The sequence below is a fragment of the Leifsonia sp. LS1 genome (assembly GCF_020521355.1).
Lineage (GTDB): Bacteria > Actinomycetota > Actinomycetes > Actinomycetales > Microbacteriaceae > Leifsonia.
The window spans coordinates 297,576-321,913 of sequence record NZ_BPER01000006.1 but is presented as its reverse complement, the minus strand read 5'-3'; the positions used below and the strand labels follow the sequence as shown (position 1 = coordinate 321,913).

The 24,338-nt window shown below is 71.4% G+C and carries 15 protein-coding genes; 5 read left to right on the top strand and 10 right to left on the bottom strand.

What is annotated here, in order from left to right:
• Positions 1–7 precede the first annotated feature (7 nt).
• From LLS1_RS13285 to LLS1_RS13255, 7 genes are all read right to left on the bottom strand, one after another.
• On the bottom strand, positions 8–6,043 hold the full coding sequence (locus LLS1_RS13285; protein WP_226656186.1) for an Ig-like domain-containing protein: 6,036 nt from the start codon (positions 6,041–6,043) through the stop codon (positions 8–10).
• Entirely contained in the window at positions 6,040–7,176 is a 1,137-nt protein-coding gene (locus tag LLS1_RS13280) for a serine/threonine-protein kinase (protein ID WP_226656184.1), read from the bottom strand. The genes LLS1_RS13285 and LLS1_RS13280 overlap by 4 nt, the downstream gene beginning before the upstream one ends.
• 136 nt (positions 7,177–7,312) lie before the next feature.
• Positions 7,313–11,281 (bottom strand): type VII secretion protein EccCa, encoded by a 3,969-nt coding sequence (eccCa, locus tag LLS1_RS13275; RefSeq protein ID WP_226656182.1) that lies wholly within the window; start codon positions 11,279–11,281, stop codon positions 7,313–7,315.
• On the bottom strand, positions 11,278–12,573 hold the full coding sequence (locus LLS1_RS13270) for an RDD family protein (RefSeq protein WP_226656180.1): 1,296 nt from the start codon (positions 12,571–12,573) through the stop codon (positions 11,278–11,280). The genes eccCa and LLS1_RS13270 overlap by 4 nt, the downstream gene beginning before the upstream one ends.
• On the bottom strand, positions 12,573–13,997 hold the full coding sequence (locus tag LLS1_RS13265) for a hypothetical protein (protein WP_226656178.1): 1,425 nt from the start codon (positions 13,995–13,997) through the stop codon (positions 12,573–12,575). Before LLS1_RS13265 ends, LLS1_RS13270 begins: the two co-directional genes overlap by 1 nt.
• Before the next feature lie 80 nt (positions 13,998–14,077).
• Positions 14,078–15,409 carry a hypothetical protein gene (locus tag LLS1_RS13260; protein ID WP_226656176.1) on the bottom strand — a complete coding sequence of 444 codons (1,332 nt, stop codon included), beginning with the start codon at positions 15,407–15,409 and terminating at the stop codon, positions 14,078–14,080.
• Positions 15,406–16,653, bottom strand: coding sequence for a S8 family serine peptidase (locus LLS1_RS13255; RefSeq protein WP_226656174.1), 1,248 nt, complete (start codon positions 16,651–16,653; stop codon positions 15,406–15,408). The genes LLS1_RS13260 and LLS1_RS13255 overlap by 4 nt, the downstream gene beginning before the upstream one ends.
• A 200-nt stretch (positions 16,654–16,853) precedes the next feature.
• Between LLS1_RS13255 and LLS1_RS13250 the strand changes: the two genes are divergently transcribed.
• From LLS1_RS13250 to LLS1_RS13240, 3 genes are all read left to right on the top strand, one after another.
• Positions 16,854–18,434 carry a hypothetical protein gene (locus tag LLS1_RS13250; RefSeq protein WP_226656172.1) on the top strand — a complete coding sequence of 527 codons (1,581 nt, stop codon included), beginning with the start codon at positions 16,854–16,856 and terminating at the stop codon, positions 18,432–18,434.
• Positions 18,435–18,544: 110 nt separating this feature from the next.
• Positions 18,545–18,958, top strand: a complete 414-nt coding sequence (locus LLS1_RS13245; RefSeq protein WP_223359934.1) for a hypothetical protein — start codon at positions 18,545–18,547, stop codon at positions 18,956–18,958.
• Positions 18,959–18,967: 9 nt separating this feature from the next.
• The gene (locus LLS1_RS13240) at positions 18,968–19,270 is read left to right on the top strand and encodes a hypothetical protein (RefSeq protein ID WP_226656170.1); all 303 of its coding nucleotides are present in this window, start codon (positions 18,968–18,970) and stop codon (positions 19,268–19,270) included.
• Positions 19,271–19,291: 21 nt separating this feature from the next.
• Here the strand turns inward: LLS1_RS13240 and LLS1_RS13235 are convergent, their stop codons facing one another.
• Genes LLS1_RS13235 through LLS1_RS13225 form a run of 3 tightly spaced genes read right to left on the bottom strand, consistent with a single transcriptional unit; the run spans position 19,292 to position 21,893 of the window.
• Positions 19,292–20,101, bottom strand: a complete 810-nt coding sequence (locus LLS1_RS13235) for an ABC transporter permease (RefSeq protein WP_226656211.1) — start codon at positions 20,099–20,101, stop codon at positions 19,292–19,294.
• Positions 20,102–20,118: 17 nt separating this feature from the next.
• Positions 20,119–20,970, bottom strand: coding sequence for an ABC transporter permease (locus tag LLS1_RS13230; protein ID WP_226656169.1), 852 nt, complete (start codon positions 20,968–20,970; stop codon positions 20,119–20,121).
• The gene (locus LLS1_RS13225) at positions 20,967–21,893 is read right to left on the bottom strand and encodes an ABC transporter ATP-binding protein (protein WP_226656167.1); all 927 of its coding nucleotides are present in this window, start codon (positions 21,891–21,893) and stop codon (positions 20,967–20,969) included. Before LLS1_RS13225 ends, LLS1_RS13230 begins: the two co-directional genes overlap by 4 nt.
• A 98-nt stretch (positions 21,894–21,991) precedes the next feature.
• On the opposite strand from LLS1_RS13225, the gene LLS1_RS13220 reads away from it, so the two are divergent.
• Together LLS1_RS13220 and LLS1_RS13215 are read left to right on the top strand one after the other, a co-directional pair.
• Positions 21,992–22,207 carry a hypothetical protein gene (locus LLS1_RS13220; RefSeq protein ID WP_226656165.1) on the top strand — a complete coding sequence of 72 codons (216 nt, stop codon included), beginning with the start codon at positions 21,992–21,994 and terminating at the stop codon, positions 22,205–22,207.
• A gap of 56 nt (positions 22,208–22,263) precedes the next feature.
• The gene (locus LLS1_RS13215; protein ID WP_226656163.1) at positions 22,264–24,264 is read left to right on the top strand and encodes an ABC transporter ATP-binding protein; all 2,001 of its coding nucleotides are present in this window, start codon (positions 22,264–22,266) and stop codon (positions 24,262–24,264) included.
• Positions 24,265–24,338: the final 74 nt, after the last annotated feature.

The following is a 24,338-nucleotide window of genomic DNA, read 5'->3' as shown; positions in this document are numbered from 1 at the left end:
CGGTGCGTCACGGCGTGCTTCCGCCGCCCGGGTCGGGGTCGGTCGGCGCCGCCACCCCGCAGCGGGTCAGCTTCCGCTCGCCGAGCGCCGCGTACGCGCCCGTGAACTTCACCGTGTACGTCACGGTCAGCGTCGTCGCGTCGGTGGCGACGGTGACGGTGGCGGCGTTGGCGGACCGCACCGCGTTGGAGAGCACGACGTCGTCTGCGGACGGGGTCGCCGTGCAATCCGTCGGGACGTTCACGGTCACCGTCGTCGGCACCGTCGTGGTCGTCACGGGAGACTCGGACCCGCACGCGCCGGAGGAGCCGAGGAAGCAGTAGCTGTAGGTGATGTCTCCCGGGTCGCTGTCCTTCGAGAGCGCGAAGTCCGAGGTCAGCGCGCCGTTGATCCGGTACAGGACGGTGAACGCCGGTCGCTGCTGCACGTTCGGCGGGTTGACGGTCAGGAACTCGTATCCCGAGGTGTACGCCCCCGATGTGATCGTCCGCGACGGGTCGGTTCCCACCGAGTACGTGGTCGCCGAGCCGCCCGGCGACGTCTGGAAGGTCCACGCCGACTGGACGCCCGTCGCGACCGCTCCGAAACCGTTGGCTGCGCACGCCTGTCCGTCGTACTGGGTGTACTGGTCCAGGCCGCTGAAGTCCTTCGACGTCTGCCCGCCGGCCATCACCGGGTTGCCGTTGCCGTCCATCGAGCACCCCGGCTGCGGTGATCCCTTCTTCCACACCGCGTACAGCACCGTGACGCCCTTGCTGCTGTTGTTCGCGTCCACGGCGACGTCGCGCAGCTGCAGCGAGGTGTTCGACGACGCGACCAGCGAGCCGTTGGAGGTGACGATCGGGGAGCCGGCGACCTGCGCGGTCTGCGTCCAGGTCGATCCGGTGTTGCCCGAGCCGAGAGGAGGCTGGAACTGGCTGACCGGGATCACCGAGACGCTGCGGGAACCCGGTGCGACGAGGCCCGTCCACGTCGTCGTGGCCCCCGACCGCGCGATCTGCGCGACGGCGTTCCCGTCCACGCTGATCTGGAATGCACTGGTGTCGTCGCTCGACTGGATGGCGAGGTTCAGCACTCCCTGCGTCGTGGTCGTGCGAGCCGGGTCGTAGGAGGTGGTGGCGCTCCCGCCGCTGATCACCGGCGGCTGGTACGCCCACGTGACGACCGGCGTCGTGTCGAGCGAATCGCCGATCGCGTTGACCGCGCGCGCGGTGAACGTATGGCGCTGGCCGTTGACCAGGCCGCCCACCGTGCACGAGTAGGTGCCCGCGGCCCCCGGGGAGCAGCTGGAGGAGACGGGCTGCCCGTTCTCGACGATCGAGACGCCGCGCAGGCCGGGGTGCGCGAGCGCCGCCTCCCCCAGGGTCACGAGCATCGTCACGCTCGACCCGGTGTAGCCGGTGGTCGTGATCGAGCTCGGCGGTGCGGGATAACCCTGCACGTCCAGCGTCAGTGTGCCGCCGCCGGTGCGGCCCTGGGCGTCGGCGACGATGTACGGCACGAGGCAGCTGCCGCCCGCGGGCTTCGCTCCGCCCGGCCAGGTGGCGGTGACGGCGGTGGTCCCGGAGGCGGAGATCGCGGCGACGGCGCAGGTCGTCTGGCCGAGCCCGACCAGCTTGAGTCCCGACCCCTGCTTGCCCTGGAACGGGTCGTACTCCCCCGGCACGCCGATGACCGTCACTGTGCACGAAGGGCCGCTGCTCACCGCGCAGGTCTGCGTGAAGGTCGCGGCGCGGGGTGCGTCCGGCGGCGCTGCTCCGACGACGAGCGTCACGTTGGCCACCAGTCCGCCGAACGCCGTCACGGTCACCCCGACCGTCTCCCGTGCTCCGGGATGGGCGTCCGCGCGCGCGGTCGCGGTCAGAGTGCGACCGCTCTGGGTGACGGCGAAGTTCGTGCCGGAATAGGCGATCGCGTAGTCGAGGGCGTTCTGGTCGCCGACGCGGCCGCCCTCCCAGCTCGTGAGGTCCTTGTAGAGGTCGATGGTCTGCGAAGCGCCCGGGGCCACGGTACGGCTGACCGAATTGAGCTGGGCTTGCGGGCTCTTGGGCTGGATGACCACCGGGATCGGCAATGCCGTCCACGTCGACTGCCCGGCCAGGCGCACCTGCACGGTGCAGGTGTCGGTCCACGGCGCCTCACGCCCGGCGGCGTACGAAGCGGTCGTGCTCCCGGACGGCGTGCAGCGGGCGTTCGCACGCTGCACGGCGAAGGATCCGTCGTCGCGCAGCTGGAGGGTATCGCCCGCCGCCAGGTCGACGGCCTCCTTCACCGGGATCGAGACGGTCTGCTCCTCCCCGACGCGGTACGCCTGCAGGCCTCCGGCGAGCTGGAGGCGCATGTCGTCGAACGCGGGGATGCGCAGGAAGCCGTAGCCGACCGACTTCCGCCCCGTCTGGTCCGTGCCGGTGAGCGAGAACGGCACGAGTGCACCCTCCTTGGGCGCGGGTCCGCTGATCCGGTGCCCCTTCACGGTGTAGGAGGATGCCGACGGCCCCCAGATCGCGAGGGTGAGGTCGGAGATGCTCCCCGAGCTCCACACGGTCTTGCCGGCGACGACGTCGATGCCGCTCGCCAGCTCGGCGCGATCGCTGGTGCCGATCACGGTGTCCGTGACGACAGGGATGTCCGTCGCGGCCTCCGCGGTCACCGTCACCACGATCAGGCCCTGGGCGGTGCTGGAGGTCGCGGAGGAACGCACCGTGTAGAGGTACGACTGCACGCCCTCCACCTCACCGGGGAGCAGCCGCACCGTGCCCGACTTCAGATCGGTGCCCGGGGCGATGAGACCCTTCAGACGGTTGTACTCGCTCGCACCCGGAAGCTCGGGAGCGTTGGGCACCACCGACACGAGGCTCAGCGTCCCGCCGGCCGGGTCGCGGTCGTTGAGCAGGGGCTGCACGGTCAGCGGCGTCGTCGAGCCGCGCACCGTCCGCACGGCGTCGCTGTAGGTGATCGGAGCGACGTCGGCGTCCGCCGCGGCGAGCACCGCGATGCGGATGACCCCGTCCCCGGTCGCACCGGCCGGGTCGCGGAGGGTGTAGCCGAATGAGACCTGCCCGCCGCTCACGCCGCCGGCGGGTGCGGCGTAGACCACCGAGCGGCCGTCCGGACCGATGGTGGCCGTCCCGGACCCCGCCTTCGGCTGGGCCAGCGCGGAGAGCACGGTCGCGTCGCCGTCGGGGTCCTGGCCTGCGGAGGGGATGTCGAGGGTCACGGTCCCGCCCGCGCGCACCCGCCCGGTGAGCGTGGTCGGCTCCGGCGCATGATTGGTGCCGTCCGCGACGACCGTCACCGTGATCTCCGTCGAGTCGAGTCGGCTCGGGTCGGACTCCACGTAGTCCGAATAATGCAGCGTGTACGAGCCGGGCTTCGTCGGCGCCAGGTAGCGCACGGTGTCCCCCGCGGCGAAGACGAGCTCGCCCGGAGCACCGGAGCCCTCGATCTGCGGCGACAGCACCAGACGCTCCCCACGCGGCGCGATGTCGTTCGCGGTGACCGGGATGTCCACCTGAGTTCCTGCCCGCACGGTGACGGCATCGGGGCGCGCGATCGGCCCGATGCCCGTCGCCGGGTCGACCAGGAACACCGTGATCTCCCCTTCGACCGTCTGGCCGGCGCCGTCTCCGATGGTGACCGTGGCCGTTCCGATCCTGCCCGGCCGGCCGTCCTCGGTGCTGCCGCTGACCCGCACCTGCGCGTTGTCGACCACGCTCACGGAGAGCCGCTCCTGGTTCGACGACACCGATTGGACCGCGAGGACGCGTCCGGAGGTGTTCTGAACGGCCTGCAGCACGTCCAGGGTGGTGTCCTCTTGAGCGCGCGCGAAGGCGACGAGCGGAGGCATGGTCAGGGGCCTCCCGCCCGGGACCACGCTGAAGCGCAGCACCCCGGTCTGCTCGGCCTTCGTCTGGGCGTCCTGCACCGTGTAGCCGACGAGATACTCCCCAGCCGCCTTCGCGGTCAGCTGGATGGTCCCCGCCGCCGCGTTCGGTGTCACGGTGGCGTTGTCCTTGTCGCCCGTGGTGATGACCGCGTCGGTGAGACGGTACGACCCCGAGCCGCCCTCCACGTGATCGGCGATCGCCTCGGTCCGCGGCTCGCCCACGCCGGTGACGACCGCCGCGGGCACGGTCGTCAGCGCCGGGTCCGCCGCCACCGAGACGATGAGCTCCTTCGTCGTCTCCGCCCCGTTGGCGTCGACGACGGTCACGGTGACCGCGTACGTGCCCGCGCCGGCGTTGGGGTCGGTGTGCCGTACCGCGACGCGGCCGTCCGCCGTCGCGACGACGCGGATCGGCGCGGATGCGTCGGACTTGCGGGCGTCCGCCAGTGCGAGGGGGTCACCGTCCGGATCCACCCAGGCCGTCAGCACCGGGACGGACACCGTGCCGCCGGGGGCGAGCGAGACGGTCGGCCAGGTCTGCACGCAGTTCTCGATGCCGCACCACACCGGGGCGCTGTTCTCGCCCTCCGGCACGACGTGAACGGTCACCGTCGCCGGGTCCGATTGCATGATCCCGTCCGTGACGACGTAGCTGAACGTCGCCGAACCGCTCTGCGCGTGCACATGGATCGCCAGTTGCTGGTCGTCCGCCGTGAGGGAGAGATCGCCGAACCCCGGATCGCTCAGGCCGCTCACCGAGCCGGGCACGATGCTCAGGACGGCACGCTTCATGGGCGAGTGCGCGTTGAGCAGCACGGGCAGGATGGCGGTGGCGCCGGCGCGCACACCGAAGCTCGACGGCTGCGCCACCGGAGGCGTCTCCTCCGTGACCTCCTCCACCTGCGTCGTCGTCTCGGTCTGCTGCGTCTTCTTCTCGTCGTCCGCGTTCCACTGCGACGGCGGGATGAGCGTGCCGTCGGGAATGGTCCACAGCGTCCCCGAGTCCGTCTCGTCCAGCACCGCCCGATCGCCGTTGCTCAAGATCTGCGGCGCGATCGAGCGGGCGTCGTCGAGGCCGCCGTCCGGCAGCACGAGCGATTTCGCGCCACCGGCGGACGACCAGAGGCGTCCGGTCGTCGTGGAGACCCAGGCTCCGTACACGGTGCCCGCCACCTCGGTCGGCGCTGCGGGGGTTCCCGAGGCCTCGACTGTGCGCCCGGACTGGCCGCTGCGCACCTGCACCGAGACCAGCCCCGAGCCGTCGGCGAAGTACGCCGTCCCGTCGTCGGAGGTCGAACCGGCGACAGCATCGCTGCCGAGTCGGACGTCGACGGGCGCGCCCTTCCCCGCGATCCAGGCCCTGCTCTGCGCGGGAGCGGCCAGCACCCAGGTGTCCCCGGCGAGCGCGAGCGCCACCTTCGCCGCGGCGGCCGGAGGCGACGCGAGCTTCACCGCCCCACCGGTCCACACGCCCTGCGTCGCGTCGTAGGTGCGCACCGCGCGCTCCTTCGCGGAGTACACGGCGACGGTGCCGTCGGCGCCCACGGCGGCCGTCGTGGCGACATAGCCCTGCGCCCCGGAGGCCGCGTCCGGCCCGGCGGTCGCACGTTCCTGCTGGAGCGGGTCGATCTGCACGGGCTTGCCCGCCGATCCCCGCGCAGACAGCTGCTGCACATAGATCGTTCCGGTGTCCGTGAGATAGAGCGCCCAGTCGCCGGCGGACTGGACCTGGCGGGTGCCGCTCGGTGTGGACGCGCCGGTCGAACCGCCGGTGGACGAGGCGCCCGGTGACCCGGCGGCGCTCGCCTGCCCCGCGGCATTGGACGAGCCCTCCACCAAGGCCTTCGGATCGGCGGGATCCACTTCCCAGGCCTGGCGGTAGCCCTGCGTGAACACGATGCTGTCGGAGCCGTGCTGCACGACCCCGCTCGGATCCTCCGCATCCTTGACGGTGCTGAGCTGGCCGAGGTCGGTGTCCACGCGTGCGTACTTCCCCGACGACTTGGTCACCCAGACCGAGCTCTCGACCGCGTCGGACTTCTGCGTATCGTACCCCTGTGCGACCACCGCACCGGTGACGACCAGCGCGAGGGCGGCGACGACGGCCGCCGCCGAGGCGGCACGGCCGAAGCGGCGACGGGGTGCCTGCTGCCTCACAGCACTCCGCCCGCGATCAGTGCGACACCGACGCCGACCACAGCGACCACGGCGACACCGGCGCCGATCAGAGCCGGGACGAGCGGATTGGCCGCCCACCGGCGCTCGCGGACGACCAGGCCGTCGCGGTCCCGCTTCGCCTCGGCGGCCGCGGCCGCCTGCTTCGCCTCGCGCTGCGCGCGGCGGGAGTCCGGGTTGACGGTGGAGACCACAGGACCGCGGCGACCGCTGTCGGCGAGGTCGATCAATCCCGCGGCGCGCGCCCACTCCGGCGAGGCGACCTCGATCGCCGTCGGCGGGATGCCGAGTTCGTACTGCACCCAGCGCAGCTCCTCGGCGAAGGCCTGGGCGGACGCGAACCGGCGCGACGGGTCCTTGGACAGACCGACGCGCAGGGCCTCCTCCAGCCGAGGCGGGACGTCGTCACGGCCGGTCGGCGTGTAGACCGCCTTGATGATGCGTGCGGTCATGAGGTCGCGGGTGTTCGCCTGGCGACGGTCCGACTCGAACGGGCTGCGGCCGGTCAGGAGGGTGTAGACGGTCGCCGCGAGGCTCCACACCTCGCTGGCGACGGTGCCGTTGGTGGTCTCCTGCAGCACCTCGGGCGCTGACCACGGAACGGACATGGCCACGTCGCCGTCCTCGTCGCCCGCGGCGGCGATGCCGAAGTCCGCGAGCACGGAAGACCCGAGCGCGGTGATCAGGATGTTGGACGGCTTGATGTCTCGGTGCAGCAGCCCCGCTCGGTGCACGGTCTCGACGGCGCCGGCGATGCGCACCCCCGTCTCGAGCACGGTCGTGAGGGCCAGGCTGTCTCGGCGCAGCCGGGCGCTCATCGTGTCGGGGCAGTACTCCATCACGAAGAACGGCCGCCCGTCGGACGAGATGCTCGCCAGGTGCACCGTCACGATCGCCGGGTGGGCGCTCAGCCGGGCGAGGATGTCCGCCTCGGCGTTGAACGCGCGGAGTGTCTCGTCGTTGACCGCCTCCGCCGCCAGCACCTTCACGGCGACGACGCGACGCGGGAGATCCTGCTCGTACAGGAAGACGTCGGCGAAGCCGCCGGAGCCGAGCGGCCGGATCACGGCGTAGCCGGGCAGCACGGGAGGCGATGCGATGGCCCGCTTGCTCATGCCTCCCCTCCCCGCTCCGCACGCCCGCGCATGATGATCCTCTCCCCCGACGAACCGGTCCGCACGGCCCCGGTCTGGTCACAGGGCCGGCGGAGCGCCGGCGTCGGGATCAGCCTAATCGAAACCACTCGTCGTCTCAGCGCCCCGTTCGGGTCGCAGGGAGCGCCAGCTGCGCAGAGAACAGACCGCGCTCACGGCTCACCACCTGCGCGCGCCCGGGCACCGACGGGATGGGCTTGACGCGGTCGATCAGAGCCCCCTCCTCGGGGTTGCCACCGAGCAGGATGCCGGTCACGCCGAGGTCGGTGAAGCCCTGGATGATCGGGTCGTACGCCTGACGGCTGGCGCCTCCGGTGCGCCGCGTGATGATGACATGGAGGCCGACATCCGCCGCCTGGGCGAGCAAGGGGCGCAGCCCGGCGACCGGGTTGCCCTGGCTGGTCGCGACGAGGTCGTAGTCGTCGACGATCACGAAGCCCTCCGCGCCCTTCCACCACGACCGGTCGCGCAGCTGCTCCGTCGTGACGTCCTGGCCGGGCAGACGGCCCGAGAAGAACGTCGCGAGCTCGGACATCCCCGACATCGCCTGGTCGTGCGAGGTCAGGTACGCCCCGAGGTACTCGCTCGGGATCTCCCCGAGCAGCGCCCGCCGGTAGTCGATCGCGAAGATCTTCGCCTGCTCCGGGGTGTAGAGCCGCCCGATCTCCTGCACGATGCCGCGCAGGAAGGACGACTTGCCCATCCCCGAGTCGCCGTAGAGGTAGAGGTGCGACTCCGCAGTCAGATCGACGCCGAACGGCGCAAGCTGGGCCTCGTCCACGCCGAGCAGCAGGCGACGGTCGTCGGCGGGCGCCTGGGCGCGCACCTCGTCGAGCGAGATGTCCTCCGGCAGCAGCCGGAGCTTCGGGCCGGCAGGCCCCCGCCACGCACGGGAGACGGACTCGACCAGTCCCTCGACGCCGTCCACGAGACGCGCGGAGTCGCTCGATCCGTCGATGCGCGGAAGGGCTCCGAGCATGTGCAGCTTGTTCGGCGCGAGACCGCGGCCCGGAGCGTCGGCCGGCACATTCGCGGCAGCCTTGCGGTCGATCTCGGAGTCGCTCGCGTCACCCTGGCGCAGCTCGATCCGGGTCTGCAGCAGGTCCTTCAGACTGGAACGGATCTCGAGCCAGCGGTTGGTGGTGACCACGAGGTGCACGCCGAAGCTCAGTCCGCGGGCGGCGATGGCCTGGATGCGCGGCTCGAGCGCGTCGTACTCGGTGCGCAGGGTCGACCATCCGTCGACCACGAGGAACACATCGCCCCAGCCGTCGTCCACGAGCCCTTCGGCGCGACGCTGCCGGTAGGTGTCGATCGAGTCGACGCCGTGCTGGCGGAAATACAGCTCGCGGGCGTCGAGGACGGACTCGACCTCCGCGACGGTACGGCGCACGGACTCCTCCTCGGTGCGTGTCGCGACCCCCGCCACGTGCGGGAGTCCCTGCATGCCCACGAAGCTGCCGCCTCCGAAGTCGAGCACGTAGAACTGCAGCTCGAGCGGAGTCGCCGTGAGGGCGAGCGACGCGACGAGCGTGCGCGCCATGGTCGACTTGCCGCTGAGCGGTCCGCCCACGATCGCGACGTGTCCGCCGGCCCCGCCCAGCGAGACGACCAGCTGCTCGCGCCGCTGCTCCAGCGGTACGTCGACCACGCCGAGCGGGACGGTGAGCGAGCCCGCCGCACGCCAGGACGGCGACACGAGCCCGAGCGCCGGATCCACGGCCAGGTCGGGCATGAGGCGGTCGAGCGGCTCCGGGTCGCGCAGCGGCGGCAGCCACACCTGGTGCGCCGCGGGACCCCGGCCGCTCATCCGCTCGACGGCGATCTGGAACGTGCTGCGCTCCTCCGCCGGTTCGACGGCCACGGGGGCGGCCGGGGTGTCGGGGTGCTCGGGGAGTTCGAGCGGCTGCGCGGCGGCCGTGAACAGCGCGACGTCCGCTGCGGTGGCGGCGACCGGCCCGTCGCCGGACCCGCCACGACGACGCGTCTTCGGCGCCCCCGACACGTAGGCGGCGCGGAACTGCGTCATCGACTCGGTGTCCGCCTTCAGATAGCCGACTCCCGGCTCCTGCGGAAGCGTGTACGCGTCGGGAACGCCGAGCACGGTGCGCGACTCCGCCGCCGAGAACGTGCGGAGGCCGATGCGGTATGAGAGGTAGGTGTCGAGCCCGCGGAGCTTGCCCTCCTCGAGCCGCTGCGAGGCGAGCAGCAGATGGATCTGCAGCGACCGGCCGACACGGCCGATGCTGACGAAGCTCTCGACGAACTCCGGCTTGGCGGCCAGCAGCTCCGAGAACTCGTCGGCCACGATCAGCAGCGCCGGGAGCGGCTCGAGATCGGCGCGGCCGTTGCGTCGGGCCTTCTCGTAGTCGGATACGTTCGCGAAGTTGCCAGCCTCGCGCAGCAGCTCCTGGCGGCGCACCACCTCGCCCTGCAGGGCGTCCTGGAAGCGGTCGACGAGCGCAAGCTCGCTGCCGAGGTTCGTGATGATCGCCGAGACGTGCGGCATCCCGGCCATGCCGGCGAACGTCGCACCACCCTTGAAGTCCACGAGCACGAAGTTGAGCTGCTCGGGCGAATGCGTCAACGCGAGCGCCAGCACCAGCGTGCGGAGCACCTCCGACTTGCCGGAGCCGGTGGCGCCGATGAGCACGCCGTGGGGGCCCATCCCCTGCTGGGCCGCCTCCTTGAGATCGAGCACCAGCGTGCCGCCCTCGGTGTCCTGACCGATCGGCACGCGGAGGCGGTCGCGCTCCAGACGACCCGACCAGGCCCTGTCGAAGTCGATCTCGCGCACGTCCGGCAGCCCCAGCAGCTCGACGAGCTCGCGCTGCGCACGGGTCGCCCCGCCCTCGACGGCGGCGACCGGCCCGGCGTACAGCGGCAGCAGGCGGCGGGCGGTCGCCTCGGCCTCGACCACGGACACGGTGTCGGGGGTGAAGACGCGGGTATCGGCGCGGAGGTCGATGGCCTCCGCGCGATCGGCGGGCGCCGACGGATCGCCCGGCAGGGCCAGTCGGAGCACGTCTGCGTCCTCCAGGGCGCCCCAGCGGGTGGGCAGCTCGATGACGGTGACCCCGGCGACCCCGTCACCGCCGAGCAGCGGGTCGCCCGCGGGGACCCGCGCTCCGTCGACCAGGAGGATCACGTGCGGCGCGGCCTTCGCTCCCGGCGAGAAGCGCGGACGCTCGCTCAGGTCGGCCGGAAGCAGCCGGGCCAGCTCCTCGATCGAGGAGGAGATCGCACGCGCCGGCCCGAGGCGGTCCTCCACCCGGACGGACTGCACGTGCGGGAGCCACTTGGTCCACTCCCACTGCGCGAGCTGCCCCTCGCCGGCGAGCACGGCGATGCGCACGTCATCCGGCGACTGCATGGTCGCGACGCCGAGCAGCATGGCGCGGGCCAGGGCTCGCACGGCGTTCTCGTCGCCGCCGGTGATCTCGACGCGCGCGTAGTCCCCCACGGCAACGGCGAGCGGCAGGCGCGGCTGCACCTCGTGGGTGAGCATGAAGCGGTGGGCGGCGGACGCGGCGACCGGGTCGAGCTGTGCGAGCGGCGGGAGTTCGGGCGCTTCGAGCGTGATGCAGAGCGGCTGGTCGGAGACGCCGATGCGCACCTGCAGGAAGTCCTCGTCCGAGGCGATGCGCTCCCAGACGCGCGTCCTGTCCTCCGTGATGAACGGCAGCGCGGAAGGCGCGGGGTTCACCCAGTTTCCGTAGCGCCGCTGCTGGCGCGCCGCCGTGCGCACGGTGTCGCGGAGCTCGGCGAGGTACGCCAGATACTCGCGACGGCTCCCGAGCACCTGCGAGGTGCGCTGCGAACGCTGGCGCCAGCCGTTGACCGCGACGAAGCCGAGCGATGACAGCAGGAACATCCCGCCCGTGATGAACCCCGTGGGCCCGGCGTTCGAGATGGTGACCATGACGATGGCGCCGATGCTGCCCAGCATCGGGAGCAGGGACGTGATCAGACCGCCGCTCTCGCTCGGGACGAGCTCGGGCGGGGCCTGGACGACGATCTTGCCGCCGGGGACCCGCGGGGGCGCGAGCCGGGGACCAGCGCTCATGACGCACCTCCGAGAAGCCTGCTGATGGTGAAGACGCGGTTGCCGAGCTGGACACGGACGCCGTCCTCGACGAGCGTGCGGACCCCGGCGGCGAGGCGTCGGGCGTCGCCCGTCTCGTCGAGCAGCTCCGTGCCGTTCGTCGAGCCGTTGTCGGTGATCCACGTTCCGGAGAACGAGTGCTCGAGTCGCGCGTGGGTCTTCGACACCGTGTGCTCGGGATCCCGCACCACGATCAGACGGTCCCCGGGTTCGCTGCCCACGGGGGCACGGCCGAGGCTGACCGCGACGGGGACGGGCAGCTGCTCGCGCTGTCCGGTGTCGAAGATCAGCAGCAGTTCGCCGCCGGTCTCGCCGCCGACGACTCCCCCGCCGGTCTCCACGGGGACCGGGCCCGGCGCCCCGGGGACGCCCGTGCCCGTGCCCGTTCCCGTGTCGGAGCCCCGGCCTGTGTCGTCGGACGCACCGCGGATGTCGCGCGCGGGGATGACCTGCGGCGGTGTGAGCACGGGAGCCGCGGGGGAGGCGGGCGCCGCCGGTGCGCTCGATGCGGGGATGCCGTCCTGCGAGCCCGTGGGCGTCGGCGCCGACGCGTGCGGCGGCGCGGCGAGCGGTGCGGCTCCGGGAAGCACGGTCACCTGCTCCGAGAGGTCGAACGAGGCGCCCCCGGGCAGCGGGGGCGCGATGATCGCGGGGGCGAGCGGAGCGGCCTCCTCCGCGACCGTGCGACGCGGGACGGCGACGACGACCGTTCCGGCGGCGCGATCGGCCCACGAACGGCGGCGCGCGCTGCCGTCCCAGGCCGCCGACGCCTCTACGATCCAGGCGCCGACGCCGAGCACGAGCGATCCGGCTCCGGTGAGGAAGGAGCGGACGAACGCCCGCCCCAGCCCGGGCGAGAAGGGAGCGTCCTCCCGTGCCACGCGCAGGCGCAGCAGAGCGTTCCCGAGGCCGAGGCCGGCGCGCGCCTGGAGCACGAGGAGGACGACGGCGAGCTCGGCGACGGCCACGCCGGTCAGCACCACGGAACGGGTGAGCAGGGCCACCCCGACGCCGATCGCGGCGACGGCCACGACGTCGATCGTGAGTGCGGCGAGACGAGCGCCGACCGATGCCGGCGAGCCGGCGAAGGCGGGACCGAGCGGCGTGGATCCCACCGCGGCACGGCCGCCCGGCGAGGCGACCGCGACCGCGCCTCCGTGGTGCTCACCGGTCTGGGGTACTCCGCACGACGGGCAGCGGACGGTGCCCTCGGGCAGCGGCTGCCCGCAGTTCCAGCACGGGAGAGCGCTCATCACGCCATCACCCCTCTCATCAGGTCGATGATCCCGGCGGCGATCAGCCCGGCGGGAAGTGCGAAGACGACGCAGAGCGCCTCGATCAGATCGCCGAGGCGCGACCAGAACAACGAGGAGGCGCCTCGTCCGACGGCGACGAGCACCGCGGCCGTCGCGATGCCCACGACGAGCAGCGCCCCGGCGGCCACGCTGAGACCCAGGGTCCCGGTAGCCGGAGCACCGGACGCGAGGATGGCCGCCGTCGCGACCGACAGAGCGACGACCAGGGCGGCAGCGCGCGGGACCCAGCGCAGCAGCGGGACGGACGAACGGCGCGCGCCCAGCACGAGCGCGAACCCCGCGGTCGCCGCGAGCACGAGCTGACCCCAGTACCGCAGCGGATCGGCGGCCTGCAGCGGGACGAGCGCGAGCGGTGCGCAGATGGCCGCGGCACCGGCGATCAACCCGGTCGCGGTGCGCATGCGGGCGGTCGATTGGCCGGCGATGCGCCGGGCTCCGGCGAAGGTGACCGGACCTCCGGGCTCGGGGACGCGTTCGCGGACGGCCCAGCGCGTCGACTGGTAGCGCTGGTAGTCGATGAACATCCCGGGCGGCACATCGAGGAGCATCGTCGGCAGCGCCCGCAGGGCCACCGGTGCGGCGCCGAGGGTGATGGCCGCGGCCCCCTGTGCGGGCAGTCCGAGCAGGAGAGCGAGCGCCCAGATCGCGCCGAGCACCAGCAGCACCACGGCCGCAGCACCCGCGGAGTCGCGGACCGCCTCCGCTCCTGCGACGAGCGCGATGACGGCGGCGAGCACCGCCGCCGCGGCGAGCCCGGTGAGCACGACGAGCGGGAGGGAATGGACGGCGGGCGGGATCGCCGTCGCGCCGGCCGCGAAGGCCAGGGCCAGCGGGCCGAGGGCGGCGGCGGGAGCCGCCGTCGTCGCAGCCCGTGCGGCGTCCGCGTTCGCGCCGCGTGTGCGGCTCGACGACGCGCGAGGATCGCGGGCCCGCACCGACCAGGTCACTCCCGCGACGGCGGCGCCCACCGCCAGCGCGACGGACATCGTCAGCCGGGCGCCATCCGGGACGGACACCCCGCCGGTGAGGACGAGTGCGGTGACGACGACGCCGACCGCACCGAGGATCCACCAGGCGACGGTCTCGGTCGTGGCCGCCGTGCTCGTGTCCGTTCGGCGGTGCCGGCCCGGGTCGACACGGTCGTGGAGGTCGACGACGGCGAGCAGAGCACCGTCCTCGAGCCGCCAGGCGGGCTGGTCGATCGCGACCTCGCGGCCCGTGCGTTCGACGAGCACCTGCCGTCCGGGCTGAAGGCACAGCCCGATGCCGTCGAGGGCCGTCTCGATGACCGTGCCTGCAGGCACCACGATCTCGTGGACGCGCGGGCCGTCGACGATCGCCAGACGACGCCGCTCGGTCACGCCCGTCGGCACGGTTCAGTCGAGATCGTGTTCACGCCCATCTTCCTTCGGCACGGCCTGTGCAGCACCTCGTGCGCGGCTCAGCCGCGGCCGCCGGGACCCGCCGCGGCCGAGCGGGGCCCGCGGTCCTGGTCCTCGTCGATCTTGGGTGCGATCGGTCCGCCGAGCCCCCGGCCCTGCCGCTTCTCGTCCGATCGTCCCGCGCCGCCTGCGCCGCCCATCATGCCCGCGCCCGCACCGGTGCCGCCACGCGCGGCGGCGCCCTCCGCGGCGGCGCCTGCACCGCCTGCACCGCCCTGGCCGGAGCCGAGCAGCCCACCGCTCCCGGCGCGGCCCGCGCCCGCGAGCGCACCCGTACGCGCACCCGCGGACTCCGCGGCCGCGTTCAGGCCGCCCACCTTCGCACCCGCACCGAGCGAGCCCACCTTCGCGTTGAGGCCGGAGCCGACCATCGAACCACCGCGGGCGGCCACGAGCTTCGCGCCACCGAGAGCGAGCGCCCCGCCCGCCCCCGCAGCGAGCCCGGGTGTCGAGCCGAGGCCTCCCCCGAGCGAGCCGCCGCCCCCCGAACCGCCGGAACCCCACCCGGGCGTTGTCGTACCGCCCGAGATCGGTCCGTCGGGCGTGATGGAGCCGTCGATGCCGGTACCGGGGGTCGAACCGGTGCCGGTGTGACCGGTGCCGGTGTGACCGCCGGGGATGCTGACATAGCCGCCGGTGTCGACCTGCGACAGCGGCTCGACGTGCGCGTTCGGGTAGGTGCCGAAGGAGCCGCCACCGGGGAGACGGCCGCCATTGCCGGGGCCGGAGGAACTGCCTCCGGGGGTCTGGTCGGAAGAGGACGACGAGCCGCCGGGTCCACCGTCGGGGAGGCGGCCGTCGGTCTGGAAATCACTGCTGACGCTGAGCTTGTACGAGTCCATGGTCTCGCTGATCTTCTGGACCGACGCGCGAGCCGTCGATTCGCGGTTGGCAGCGAGGTAGCTGTTGACAGCGGCGACCGCCCCCGGGCCGGCGACGATCGAGAGCGGACCGAGGAAGAACGTCGCCCCGGTCACGGCCGCCTGCAGGATGTTCGCCTGACCGCTGGAGAGCGCGCCGGGCGCGTCCGCGTCGAGCTTGTCGAGCTCGCTGTTCGCCAGATTCTTGCGCGTCGAGTTGGCGGACTCGACCTGCGTGTGGATGGACGCCACCTTCTGCGAGAGATCGTCCGCCTTGGACGCCACCGACTGAAGCGCCGACGTGGCGGCCTCGCCCGTCTCCCCTTCCAACCCGACGCCGCTCTGGGCATCGCTCGTGATGCGCTTGAGCGCATTCAGTTGCGAGACGAGTTGCGCGGCATTCGGCAGGGTGACGTCCGCTTTCGCAGACGCCAGGTCGGCCAGCCTCTTCTCCCACGGCCCCTTGCTCATGCGTTCCCCCCATTTCCGTTCGGAGATCTCCGACGCGATAGTACGACGATCATGATGACGACGACAGCGATGATCACAAGGACCGCGATGCCGATTCCGATGAACAGGCCGGCCGGCACACCGGAAGCAGGCGCCGAGCTGCTCTCCCCCGGCGCACCCGTCGTCGAAGGAGCCGGAGTGTGTGCTGCATCCGCGATCTGCTCGGCAGTGGGCTTCGCGTACGCCTTGTCGAGCAGCGGGTTGGTGTCCGGGTACTTCGTCGGGTCGACCGCGAGGAGGTGGGTCAGGGACGCCGGCCCGTAACCGTACCCGGTCTTCTCATCGCGCATCAACTCGTGGTCGTCGGCGGTCGTGTTGTGGATGAGCGATTGGATGAGCTGATTGGAACTGGCTTTCGGATACTTCTGTTTTGCAGCTGCGAGCATCCCCGCGACAAGCGGCGCCGCCATCGAGGAACCGATCGCACGGTACGAGCTGTCCCAACTTCCGGTCTGCTCGTCACCGTTGGTCGCGATCCCCACTCCTGCAGCGACGACGGTGGCCTCGGTCTGGATATCGACCACACCACCGTGCGACTGGATCGCGCCGTCCTGCCCGATCGCGTTGACCCCGACGACCCCGTTCGCGCCGGACGGCAGGGTTCCCTCATCCGTCAGTTCGTTGGGCATCGATGAGACGACGATGACGCCCTTCGCCAGAGCCTCGGCGAGGACATCGAGGTCCGGCCGAGTCAGGACGCCGAGTCCGACGGAGGTGGTGACGATGTCGCTCCCCGCGTCGAGAGCCGCTTGGAGTGCCCGACCGAATTGGGTCGTCTTGCCCCCGCTCGCTGCGCAGTCCAACGTTCCATAGCCTTCGAACCGCACCGATGCGTCCGGAACAATGCCCTTCACCGCGCCCGCCCCCGTGCCGTTGCCGATGAGGAGTGCGCTCACAGAGGTGCCGTGCACCGAGGCCTCGTTCGCGTCCGTCGTGGTCGGGGAGGCCGCACAGTACGTGGTCTTGTCGACCGTCAGGTCGGTTCCGGAGAACACCGGAAGATCCGGATTGATCTGCCCGTCGATCACGGTGATCTTCACGCCTTTGCCCGTCCACCCCTCGGCGTGGGCCTGTCCGACGTCGTAGTAGTCGTACCACCAGTTGCCGTCGGTCGTGTCGGCCGACGCGGACACCGTTGGAACGATCGCCAGTGCAAGGGCGAGCGCGCCCGCGAACATGCCCCGGAGGGCTCCCCTCGACTTCATCGCACCCCATCCTGCCGACGACGCGCGTTCAGCGCATCCGTGCGGCCACTGCCTTCGGCCGCCGGAACCGGCCGCGCGTGGCGCGCCCCCGAGACCCTTCCCAGGGATATCACGGATCACGCACGTACCGCCAATCTCGACCAGGACAGAGCGCCCGCACTGTGGTCGAGCACTCCGATCCGCCGATAGGGTCGAGCCGTATGGGGGAATACGTTTCGAAGCTCGCGGCACTCGCGGGTGCACCGCGGTACGGGATGGGATCGTCGTTCACGAGGGCCGGGGAGGCGCTGGGCGCGGTCGCTCACGCGGCGCAACGCGCTCGCTCCGATGTCGGATTCAGCGGAGAGGCCGGTCGCGCGGCCGAGTCGCTGCTGGAGAGCCGCCGTCGCGCCCTCCTGACGATCGCGGATGGTGCGACGAAGGTCCCGACACTGATCGCGCAGGCGAACGATCAGCTCGACTACGCGCGGCGGGTGGCGAAGGAGATCGCCGCGCGCACCGCACCGCCGGTCCGCGCCGAGGCCGCTGCGGCGGCGAAGGCCGCCCTCGCGCGCACCAACGAGCAGGAGGCGAAGCGCGCCTACGCGGCCATCGTGAAGGAGTTGCGGGCGCTGGCCGCAGAGCTGAAGCCGCTCGCCGCAGACCTGACTTCGACGTCGTTCCCCGGCAGCACGCAGCCCGGACAGGCGAAGGCACCCGGGAGCCTGCGTGCACTCGCGCAGCTCACGCCCGCCCAGCTCGCCGCGCTGTCGACATCGCAGCTCGTCCGGCTCGCCGCGATGCTCTCGAAGGACCCGGAGAAGGTGTGGGGGTGGTGGGCGACCCTCACCGAGGTCCAGCGGGCTGCGCTCCTGACGAGCGCCGCACCGTTCCTCGGCCGCCTCGACGGGCTGCCACCGGCGGTCCGCGTGGCCGCCAACCGCACGAACGCCGCGACCGCCCTGGCCGCCAACGAGGCGGAGCTGGCGCGTCTGCGCGCTCTCCCCTGCAGCGCCGAGAACGCGAACACGATCGCGCTCCTCGAGACCGAGAACGAATATCTGCAACGGGCGGTCGACGGCTCGGTGCAGCTGTACCTCTACGACCGCGACGCATCCCGGGTCGTCGAGGTGGTCGGCGACCTCTCGCAGACACCGACCAACGTGATCTACTACAACCCGGGGACGTTCACGGGGATGCCGGACTTCTGGAAGGGCGGGGTGCAGACGATGGCAGTCACTCTGGTTCAGGATCAGCCCGGGGCCATCGTCTTTGTCACGAAGGACGGGATCTTCCCGGGCGAGGACGACACGAACCTCGGTGGGCCGAACATGACCCGCATCCTCGAGGCGAACTCGCCCACGTCCACCATGACGACGGCGGAGCGACTGGCGTCACTGCAGGACGGCATCGCCGCGAATCCGGAGTACACGTACGCGCAGAGCACGGCCATCGGCCACAGCTGGGGCTTGGTGAACGTCACCGCCTCCGAGGGTGCGGGCGCGCACTACGACCAGGTGATCTCGCTCTCCGGCGCGTGGATGCCGGAAGGATGGGCCCCGGACCCGACGACGTCGTACACGGACTTCTCCTATCCCGACGCGCTCCAGGTGGCTCAGGAGTTCGGTGCGGTCGGTGGAAACAACGTTCCGCGCCGGCCCGACAGCGGATTCGCATACGACCCGTACTATGAGGCGCCTTCCGCGTTCGACCTGATCGGCAACCACAACCTCATCGCGTCGGACGCGCAAGCGAACTATGCACTCATCGATGATCTGAAAGTTGAGATCTTCGGCCAATGAACCAACGACGTCTCCTTCCGCTGGCGACCGTCACGCTTCTCCTGATGACGCTGAGCGCCTGCGCGCCATCCCTCCCTGCGAAAGGCCCGACCCCTATGGACACGCCCTCCATGAGTCTCACCCCCGAGCAAGCCAAGTCCGAGTCACTTCGAATGCAGGACGAGCTCGTCGCGCTTGTGCCTACTGAGTGGATCTCCGAGCGTCGCACCCAGCAGACCGCTCATCTCAGGCAGTGCGCGGCGGACAACCTCTACTCGTGGTCAGGATTCACCGGACTGTCGCTGAACGGGACGCGGGATACGGACCAGCTCGTCACAGCAGTCGCGTCCGCGTATTCGGAATCCGCGTTCACCGTAACGATCGACAAGAACCCCGCTGGTCTCCGCCGGGTATCGCTCACCGGCGAGGACGGGGCGAACTACCTCGTGGCGCCGGGGCCGAAGGATCAAAGCGGAGTGAGCATCTACGCCGGTTCCCCCTGCTTCCACCTCCCCGACGGCATGTCGCCGCTCGACACGTTCTGAGGAGTGCACATGAAACGGATCACGGCCGACCGGAGGGTCGCGACGGAGGCGGCGAAGGGCATCGCCGACGCCCTCCCCCCGGTGCGCGAGCTGGCGACGAGGTTCCCGGGCGGGCTCGCGGCCGGGGCCGAGGGCACCGAGGAGTTCGACGCCGCCTTCAACGATGCGGCGAGCGCGCTCGCGGCGACGTTGCCTGCGGTCGCTGCGACGATGAGGGGCACGTCCGAGGACATCGTCGCGACGGTCGACTCCCTCCTCGGAGCCGACCAGCAGAGCGCGACCGATCTGCAGGCGATCAGCCGGGCGTTCTGACGCGGACCGGCGCGCCCGGCCTCAATCCAGGAACAGCGCCCGGAGGCGTCGCGTGGTCAGCACGAGGCCGAGGCCGACCATCACGGCGAAGTAGAGGACGTGCCAGAGCATCCCGATGTCGACGGCGCCGGTGGTGAGGCCGCGGACGAGCTCGACGCCGTGCCAGAGCGGGAGGGCGCGGATGAACCACTGGATCGGCTCGGGATACACCGTGATCGGGTAGAAGGTGGCCGACAGGAGGAACATCGGCAGCAGGACGAAGTTGATCCAGTCCATCTGCTGGAAGGTCTTCATGTAGCTCGTGACCCCCATCCCGAAACTGGCGAAGCCGAACGCGATGAGCAGAACGGCGGGCAGGGCGAGCAGCGCCCACCAGGAGAGGTTGAGGCCCAATGCCTGCATGACGAGCATGAAGCCGAGGGCGTAGAGGGCGCCGCGCGCGAGGGCGAGGAGGATCTCTCCGAGCGCGACGTCCAGCGGGCCGAGCGACGTGGAGAGCATGCCCTCGTAGAGCTTGGCGAAGTGCATCTTGAAGAAGACGTTCCAGGTGGAGTCGTACACGGCACCGTTCATGGCCGCGGTGGCGAGCAGCGCGGGCGCGATGAAGGCCGCGTACGAGACGGGCTGCCCGGTCGAGGTGTGCACGTCGCCCACGAGACTCCCGAGTCCGATGCCGAGCGACAGGAGGTAGAAGATCGGCTCGAAGAATCCGGAGACGATCACGAGCCAGTTGGTGCTGCGGGTCGCCCGCCAGCCGCGCAGCATCACCGACCTCGCGTTGCCGGCATAGAGGGCGCGCAGCGGACGCGAGCGAGAGACCTCCGCGGTCATCCGGTCGTCGGTGGCGGTCACTTGTTCAGCCTCCGCCCACTGATGCGTCGTGCCCACAGCCAGAAGGCGGCCGTGAGAGCAGCCAGGTAGAGGATGTGCACGATCGTGAGCCACAGGGGCTCCGGCGACCCGTACGCGAACACGCGCGAGAGCTCCGTCGCGTGCCAGAGGGGCGAGATCCAGCCGATCCACTGCAGGAAGTCGGGCATGTTCGACAGCGGGAAGAAGGTGCCGGAGAACAGCGTCATCGGCAGCAGGACGAACCGCATGAGCATGGCGATCTGGCCGGTGTCCTGCTCGAGGGTCGCGACATACGCCATGACCGGCGTGCCGAAGGCGAGCCCGGCGAGCGTCGCGACGAACATGGTGACCCACCCCCACGGCCCCGGGACGGCGCCGAAGAGCAGCATGAAGGCGTAGTAGACGATGCTCGTGCCGAGCAGCCGCGCGATCACGGAGATGACGATGCCGTCGATGATCTGGCCCGGCGCGATCGGCGCGGCGTTCATGCCGAAGAAGGTGGGGTTCCACTTGAACCCGAGCATGACCGGGTAGGTGAACTCCTCGCTCGCGACCGTCACCGCCGCCGTACAGAGGAGCGCGGGAGCGACGAACGCGAGATAGCTCACGCCGTCGATCGCGTCCGGGCCGGTGTTGGCGCTGATGAGGCTCCCGAGCCCGACGCCCATGGCGAAGAGGTAGAGCAGCGGGTTGCCGAACCCGGTGACGAGCAGCGTCTGCAGGTACGAGCGCATCACCCGGAAGCGGTGCTCTGCGACGTACCAGGCGCCGAACCTCCGCGGACGCACCGCCCCGGCGAGCGCCGCCCGCGCGTCGTCGCCGATCGCCGTGCCGGTCTCGGCGCTCATTCGATCAGGCTCCGGCCGGTCAAGCGCAGGAAGACATCCTCCAGGCTCGACCGGCGCACGAGGCTGGTGAGCGGGTGGAGGCCGCGCTCGGTGAGGCGGGCGAGCTCGGCCTCCCCGTCGTCGCTGTAGACGAGGATGCGGTCGGGCAGCACCTCGACGCGTTCCCCGATTCCGTCGAGACGGCCCGCGACCTCGGCGTTGCGGTCGGAGCCGAAGCGCACCTCCAGCACTTCGCGCGTGGAGTACTCGCGGATGAGGGCGGCCGGGGACCCCTCCGCCATGATGCGGCCTTTGTCCACGACGACCAGGCGGTCGCAGAGCTGCTCCGCCTCGTCCATGTAGTGCGTGGTGAGCACGAGGGTCGTTCCCTGCTCCTTGAGCCGGAACAGCCGGTCCCAGAGGATGTGGCGCGCCTGCGGGTCGAGCCCGGTGGTCGGTTCGTCGAGCAGCAGGATGCGCGGGTCGTTGATGAGGGCCCGGGCGATGGTGAGGCGGCGCTTCATGCCCCCGGAGAGGTCGTCGACCTTGGCCTTCGCCTTGTCCTCCAGCTGGGCGAAGGCGAGCAGCTCGTCGGCACGGCGGCGCACACGCGCAGCGGGCAGCCCGAAGTAGCGGCCGTAGACGATGAGGTTGTCCCGCACACGGAGCTCGGTATCGAGGTTGTCCGCCTGGGGCACGACGCCCAGCTGCGAGCGGATCTCGGGGCCGTAGCGGTCGGGATCGAGACCGAGGATGCGGAGGTCGCCTCCCGAGCGGGTCGAGACGGCTCCGACCATCCGCATGGTCGTCGACTTTCCCGCACCGTTGGGGCCGAGCAGCCCGAAGGACTCCCCGGCCTCCACGTCGAAGCTGATGCCGTCGACCGCGGGAACGTCCTTGTACGTCTTGACGAGATCGGTGGCGGTGATGACGGGCGTCGGCATAGTTCAGCACTGTAGCCCCGGCCGGAGACATCGCGGGCGATCCGGCCGCTCGTCAACCGGGGTTGACCAGCGGCAGTGAGTCAACTAGGGTTGACGCCATGGACAGCAGCACCCTCCGCACCCTCGCCGGCGACGCCGGGTCCGACGATCCGATCGTCGCCCTCCGGGCCATCTCGCGCCTGCACCGCGAGCTCGACCGGATCGAGGCGGTCGCCGTGCGGCGCGCGCGCAACGCGAACGCCACGTGGCAGCTCATCGCGCTGGCCCTGGGTGTCAGCAAACAGGCAGTCCACAAGAAGTACGGTCGGATGTAGACCGCGCCGCACGGCCGCGCACCCTCGTCGAGACGAAGCCCGAAACGGAAAGACCCATGACCTCCGAGCAGCCCGCCGCGTCCACCCGACGCCGCTCCCCCTTCTCCCGGCGCCCCGACGACGCTGGCCCGCGCGCCCGCTTCGGGCAGCTCCTCCCCTACCTCCTCGAGCACAAGAAGGTGCTCGGCTGGGTCGTCGTGCTCAGCGTGCTCGGCGCCGCGGCCAGCCTCGCCCAGCCGCTGCTGGTCAGCCAGGTGATCGACATCGTCGGCAAGGGCGAGCCGCTGGGCGCGCTGGTCTGGGGACTCGTCGCGCTGGTGGTCGTCTCGGGGCTGATCTCCGGTTACCAGCACTACCTGCTCCAGCGCACGGGCGAGGGCGTCGTGCTGTCGTCGCGCCGCAAGCTCGTCGGCCGGCTGCTCAGGCTGCCGATCAGCGAGTTCGACACCCGCCGCACCGGCGACCTCGTGTCGCGGGTGGGCTCCGACACCACTCTGCTGCGGGCGGTCCTGACCCAGGGTCTGGTCGAGGCGATCGGTGGCGCGCTCACCTTCATCGGCGCCCTGATCGCGATGCTCATCATCGATCCGGTGCTGCTCGGACTCACCGTGCTGGTCGTCGCCGTGTCGATCGTGGTCGTGACCCTCCTCTCCGGGCGGATCCGCGTCGCCAGCCAGAAGGCGCAGAACAAGGTGGGCGACCTCGCCGCGGCCGTCGAGCGGGCGATCAGCTCGGTGCGCACGATCCGGGCGGCCAACGCCACCGAGCGCGAGATCGCGGCGGTCGACGAGAACGCGACGGGGGCGTACCGGATGGGCATCCGGGTCGCCAAGATCTCGGCGCTCGTCGTCCCGGTCGCGGGCATCGCGATGCAGGTGTCGTTCCTCGTCGTGCTCGGCGTCGGCGGCTTCCGTGTCGCGAGCGGTGCGATCACGGTCGCGAACCTCGTGGCCTTCATCCTCTTCCTGTTCATGATGATCCTTCCGCTCGGGCAGGCGTTCGGAGCGATCGCGGCCGTGAACTCGGCGCTGGGGGCACTCGGGCGCATCCAGGAGATCCTCGATCTGCCGACCGAGGACCAGCACGACCGCGAGATCGCGCCCCTCGCCTGGACGGTCGGGGCGGCGAACGAGGGACTCGCCCCCGAGGCACCGGCCATCGAGTTCGCCGACGTGCACTTCGCGTATCCCGAGCACGAGGAGAAGCCTGGGGAGACGGGCCCCTCCGACGGCTCCGCTCCGGGCGCGCGCCGGGAGCCGTCCGCTCCGCCGACGGTCGAGCGGGTAGCGGTCGAGGCGTTCGGCGGCGTGGATGTCGTCGCCGAGGCGGAGGCTGCGGCCGGCACCGGAGAGGACGCTGACGGCGCGCACCACCCGGGTGGTGTGCTCCACGGCGTGAGCTTCGCGGTGCCTCGCGGCAAGCGGACCGCGCTGGTCGGACCGTCGGGCGCGGGCAAGTCGACCATCCTGGCCCTGATCGAGCGGTTCTACGACGTGGAGGCGGGCGAGGTGCGCTTCGGCGGCCTCGACATCCGGAGCCTGGAGCGCACGGCCCTGCGCGAGCAGATCGGCTACGTGGAGCAGGACGCGCCGGTGCTCGCCGGCTCGCTGCGCGACAACCTCACACTGTCGGCGCCATCCGCGACCGACGAGGCGTGCATCGACGTGCTGCACGCCGTCAACCTGACCGAGGTGCTGGAGCGCAGCGAGCGGGGACTCGCGGCCCCGGTCGGCGAAGACGGGATCATGCTCTCGGGCGGCGAGCGCCAGCGCCTCGCGATCGCCCGCGCGCTCCTCGCCGCGCCGCCGGTGCTGCTGCTCGACGAGTCCACGTCCAGCCTCGACGGGCGCAACGAGCAGCTCATGCGCGAGGCGATCGACGCGGTGGCGGAGGACCGCACCCTCCTGGTGATCGCGCACCGGCTCTCCACCGTCGTCGACTCCGACCAGATCGTCGTGCTCGACCACGGCCGCGTCGTCGGCGTCGGCACCCACTCGGAGCTCGTCGCGAGCACGCCGCTCTACCGCGATCTCGCGAAGCACCAGCTCCTCGTCTAGCCGCTCCCGAACCGCCGAGGACGCGGACAGCACGCCGAAACCGCCGAGCGCGCAGAGATTCTGCGTGCTCGGCG